This is a genomic window from Terrisporobacter othiniensis (genome assembly GCF_000808015.1).
GTDB lineage: Bacteria > Bacillota > Clostridia > Peptostreptococcales > Peptostreptococcaceae > Terrisporobacter > Terrisporobacter muris.
The window spans coordinates 1-5,261 of sequence record NZ_JWHR01000039.1; the positions used below are offsets into that span (position 1 = coordinate 1).

The following is a 5,261-nucleotide window of genomic DNA, read 5'->3' on the forward strand; positions in this document are numbered from 1 at the left end:
TCAGGGAAAATAAAAAAGAACTTATTGAAGATATCATCAATTCTAATTTAGAAAGTAGTACATCTTTGAAAAAATTATCAAGAGAAGATATTATTGATTTATTTGAAAATATATAAAAAAAGAAAAAAGATGGAAAGAACCATCTTTAAACTTATAATTCATACTCGGGGAAAGTAAGAATACAACTACTTAAGTTAATTAATTACTATATTTAAGGGTTAAAAATATTTGAAAACAAAAAAGTCAGAAGGTTAAAGCCTTCTGACTTATTTATATCTTCAAAATATAATTGTTAATTATCTTATTGTTAATATTATAATATAATAATTTACATATTTTGTCAAATATATTTTGCGTGTAGCAAAAAAAAATATTAAACATACAATTAGTAATATAAACGGTTATTGATTATTTGTTTTATATAGGGGGATGACGATTTTATGTTTATTAGAAATGATATGGACGTATCTTATGTGAGAGTTTTTAATGCTTCTCCAGATGCTCCTCCAGTAGATATTTATGTTAATGGAGGGCTTGCTTTTAAAAACTTGTCTTTTAAAGAGTTTTCTGAATATGTTCAACTACCAATGGGAGAATATAAAATGGAAGTATTTCCAGCTGGACAAAAGGGAAGTCCTACACTTACACAAAATGTTCAAGTGCCAGAAAAAGAAGTTGTAACTATAGCTGCTGTAGGGAATTTTGAGGACATTCAATTAGTATCATATATAGAAGGTAATGCAGATGATTTGTCTGTAAATGAAAGTAGAGTAAGGATCATACATTTATCACCAGATGCTCCAGGAGTGGATATGTTAATAGATGGAAGATTAATCTTTGAAGATATAGGATTTATGGATGCAACTGACTACGCTCAGATACCTTCAGGAGCTTATAACGTGACAATAAATATTGCGGATACAAATGATACTGTATTAGCTTTAAAAGCTGAGCTAAAAAGTCAAAAAGTATATACTATTTATATAGTAGGTAATCCGCCGAATTTATCATCAATCCAGTCTTTAGATGGAAGTACATTTGTAAGATTTCTATAATTAGCAGGATTACTAACAACAAAGGAGAGGAAGCATACCTCTACTTTGTTGTTGTATAAAGATCTAATGATGCTTAATTTACTATGAATTATTTTATATGCAGAATAATTGAAAATTGAATAAAACACTATTATAATTACAATATAATTAGAAATCATACATACTTTATTTGTAAAAAAGGAGGAAAAATATATGGCAGAGTATGAAATATTCACAGATGCTACTAGTGATTTACCACCAGAAGTAATAGATTCTCTTGGAATTAAAGTTATTCCCATGGATTTTGAAATGGATGGAGAAATATATTCACATTATCCTGATGAAAGGGAATTAGATAGCAAATCTTTTTATAAGATGGCAGAAGAAGGAGTAACGATAACAACAACTCAAATTACACCTGTGAGATTTATAGAATACTTTACTCCAATATTAAAAGAAGGAAAGGATATTCTTTATATATGCTTTTCATCAGGCTTAAGTGGCACATATGGATCATCAGAAATAGCCATATTAAATTTAAAAGAAGATTATCCAGATAGAAAAATAATGTCTATTGATTCATTGTGCGCATCTTCAGGAGAAGGGCTTTTAGTTTATTTAGCAGCTAAAGAAAAAGAAAATGGGAAAACTATTGAAGAATTATATGATTGGGTGGAAAGAAATAGATTAAATATTTGTCATTGGTATAAGGTTGATGATTTATTTCATCTAAAAAGAGGTGGAAGAATTAGTTCAGTTGCAGCTACTTTTGGAACTGCATTAAATATAAAACCATTACTTAATATGGATAATGATGGGAAACTTCAGTTAATAGAAAAGTTAAGGGGAACAAAAACTTGTGAACATCACATGATTAATAAATTGAAAGATAATTACTTGCCAGATAAATATAATACTATAATTATTTCTCATGCTGATTGTGAGCATGAGGCTGTTTTATTAGAACAAATGTTGAAAAAAGAGTTTGAAGTAGATGAAATTATACATTCAAAAATAGGTCCTATAATAGGCGCTCATAGTGGAAAAGGAACATTATTGATAAATTTTTATGGAAAACAAAGAGAATAATTATTTATATATAAAAAAGAATAGTTAATATAACTGTGGTTATAATAACTATTCTTTTTTGATACATACATTATAAGTGTTAATATTTACTGTGAATAATAAAAATAGTAAGTATGGACAGAAATAAAAAATTATCACAAAATATTAATTTATGTAATATTATGGATAGAGGGCGGAAATCATACCTATAAGGTGGTGACACCTATGAGATTTTGTAGAATACAAGCATTAATTGAAGAATTGTTAATGGATTGGGATAAATTAAATTTAGCAGCAAAACTTTTAGTTTATATTGGCTTTTTCTTAGTTTTTTCTATAATATTCATGGCTATTTATAAATCAAAGGATACTGATTTATATGCAAGAATTGAGGTAATATTTAGAATATCTCTTGCATCTGTGTTTGGTTTTATATTAAGTTCTAATACAAAAACAAAAGAAGATAGGAATAAAGATAATTATATGGAAAAAGTGACTATTAGTTTAGATAAAGAAAAAGCTATTACTGAGGACTGTAAAATGAAGAAGGAAACACTTAAATATTATTATGGAGAAGGAAACACTGTGCAAATTGTAGTAGCTTTATTAATTACCCTAATATCTGCATTAGTAATATTAGGTGAATATACTTTTTCATTTACTGAAAATTTAGAAATAATAGGTCAATTTAGAGATTTAATGTGTACTTCTATAGGCTTTTTACTTGGTGAAGCAAAAATAAAATCTAAGAGTTAATAATATATAATGAGGAAAAGCTGTAGTAAGAAGTTGAATTTTTTACTATGGCTTTTTTATGAAATAATATCAATAATGATTGACATATCAACTAAATATAATTAAAATAATTGACATATCAACTAAAAATTGTATACAAAATAAATAAAATTATTTATATATAGGAAGAAGGTATAAGATATGGAAAGGGTGTTTACTAAAGAATATGAAGTTACATATAGAGATACGGATGCAAGAGGAGAGTGTTTTCTAACTTCTTATATGAATTTTATGGCAGATTGTGGTCTGAGTCAAGATGAAAAGTACGGATTTGTCATAGCTGATATGGTAAAAGAAAACCATACTTGGATGTTAGTGGATTACGAAATCACTATTTATAAATATGTTAAATACAAAGAAAAGCTTAGAGCTATAACTTATATTGAAGGTATGAATAAATTTTATGCAGTTAGGTATTTTAAAATCTATAATGATAAAGATGATTTAATTCTTGAAGGAAAGACACTAGTTATATTAGTTGATTCTAAAAAAAGAAGGCCATTGTCAATACCTGATGAACATTATAAGGCCTATGGAGTTGAAGAGAAAACACCTACAATAGGAAGAAATAAATTAAAGCTTTCAAAATGCAAGAATGTTGACTACAAAAAAGAATTTAATGTTAGATACTCTGATATAGATTTGAATTTACATGTGGGCAATGTGACATATTTAGGGTGGATATTGGAAACTATACCTTTTGAGATTATGACTGATTACAAAATTTATTCAGTTAAAATAAAATATCAAAAGGAATTAACTTATGGAGATAAAGTAAGTGTTAAAACTGAAATGGAATATAATGATAATAATATTAGTGCATATCATGAAATAATAAATGAAAGTGAAGAAGTGGTAGCTCTTTTAGAAACTCATTGGAATGAAATATAAAAAATAAGGATATTAATATGAATAAAAAATACAGAGAAATGAGAAAATGTATCTCCGTTTTATATAGACAGTTTCAAACTTATATAAATAATAACACTAAAGATTTAGGAATAGGAGCTTCAGAATATATTTTTTTGATGGAAATGTATGAAAAGGCTAATGTGAGCCAAGAGGAACTTTCTAAATCTTTAATAGTGGATAAAGCAGCAACAGCTAGAGCTATTAAATCGTTAGAAGAAAAAGAATATATATTTAGAATAAAAGATGAAAATGATAAAAGAACAAATAGAATAAAACTAACAAAAAAGGGTATACAAGTACAAGTAAGATTAACTGATTTGTTTGAACAGTGGAATAGTTATATAACAAAGGATATAAATATGGAAACATTAAATATAGTATTTGAGACTATAAAGCAGATGTCTAATAATGCAATAGAGAGAAATAGGATAGAATAAAGACAGGAGAATAGACGTAATGAGTGATTTAAAAATAATATGTGATAGTTTAGCAGATGTTCCAGAGAACTTAGTTAAACGATATGATATAGAAGTAATACCTCTAACAATAATAATCAATGATATTGAATATAAAGATGGACAAAACCTTACAAATGAGGAATTTTACAGTCTTATAAAAGAATGTGATGAAATACCTAAAACATCACAAGCTACATATATTCAATTTGAAGAAATATTTAGAAAGTATTTAAACCAAGGAAAAAAGATACTATATATTAGTGGATCATCTAAAGTTACTGGTACATATCAATCTGCAATGATAACAAAGAATGATTTACAAGGAGAAATTTACATATTTGATAGCTTAAATTTATCTTATGGATGTGGAGCTCAAGTTGTTACAGCTTGTGAAATGAATGAAGAAGGTAAATCAATAGATGAAATAATAAAAAAATTAGAAGATATAAGAGATAATATATTAGTATTATTTGCTGTTGATAATTTAGACTACCTAAAAAAGGGAGGTAGACTATCGGCATCAAAAGCAGTAATAGGAAGTATGTTGAGTATAAAACCAATATTACAAATGCAAGATGGATTTATAGTGAATATAGACCAAGCTAGAGGTCATAAAAAAGTTATATCAAAAATGATAAGTATGGTGAAAAAATATATAAAAGATAACATAGAAGATAAGAGAATTGGTATTGCTCATGGAGACAATGAAATTGAATTTGAAAAATTAAAAGAAGTTATTGAAAATGAACTTGATTTTAATCGAATAGTAGAAACAAAAATAGGTCCTAGCATAGGATCTCATACTGGAGCTGGAACTATAGGACTTTGTATATGGGACAAATAATTAAAACACACCTAAACCTAATGTGAAGTGAACCCTTTACACGGGAATAAATAAAACAACCTCTTTTGAAACATACTATATGTATGATTTTAAAGGAGGTTATTTTATTATGAGTACAAGAGTACACTACTCACCAGAAATAAAATGGAA

Annotated in this window: 6 protein-coding genes; all 6 read left to right on the plus strand. The window is 26.9% G+C overall.

Features of this window, described 5'->3' with window-relative positions; translation table 11 throughout:
- Positions 1-440 precede the first annotated feature (440 nt).
- The 6 genes from QX51_RS03535 (at position 441) to QX51_RS03560 (ending at position 5,111) form a co-directional block, all read left to right on the plus strand.
- Positions 441-1,055, plus strand: a complete 615-nt coding sequence (locus QX51_RS03535) for a DUF4397 domain-containing protein (RefSeq protein WP_039678537.1) — start codon at positions 441-443, stop codon at positions 1,053-1,055.
- A gap of 192 nt (positions 1,056-1,247) precedes the next feature.
- Positions 1,248-2,123 carry a DegV family protein gene (locus tag QX51_RS03540; RefSeq protein WP_039678538.1) on the plus strand — a complete coding sequence of 292 codons (876 nt, stop codon included), beginning with the start codon at positions 1,248-1,250 and terminating at the stop codon, positions 2,121-2,123.
- 204 nt (positions 2,124-2,327) lie between these two features.
- Positions 2,328-2,858 carry a hypothetical protein gene (locus QX51_RS03545; protein WP_039678539.1) on the plus strand — a complete coding sequence of 177 codons (531 nt, stop codon included), beginning with the start codon at positions 2,328-2,330 and terminating at the stop codon, positions 2,856-2,858.
- A 180-nt stretch (positions 2,859-3,038) separates the two neighbouring features.
- On the plus strand, positions 3,039-3,788 hold the full coding sequence (locus QX51_RS03550) for an acyl-[acyl-carrier-protein] thioesterase (protein ID WP_039678540.1): 750 nt from the start codon (positions 3,039-3,041) through the stop codon (positions 3,786-3,788).
- 17 nt (positions 3,789-3,805) lie between these two features.
- Positions 3,806-4,246: a MarR family winged helix-turn-helix transcriptional regulator gene (locus QX51_RS03555; protein WP_039678541.1), complete on the plus strand. Its 441-nt coding sequence runs from the start codon at positions 3,806-3,808 to the stop codon at positions 4,244-4,246.
- 19 nt (positions 4,247-4,265) lie between these two features.
- Positions 4,266-5,111 (plus strand): DegV family protein, encoded by an 846-nt coding sequence (locus tag QX51_RS03560; protein ID WP_039678542.1) that lies wholly within the window; start codon positions 4,266-4,268, stop codon positions 5,109-5,111.
- Positions 5,112-5,261: the final 150 nt, after the last annotated feature.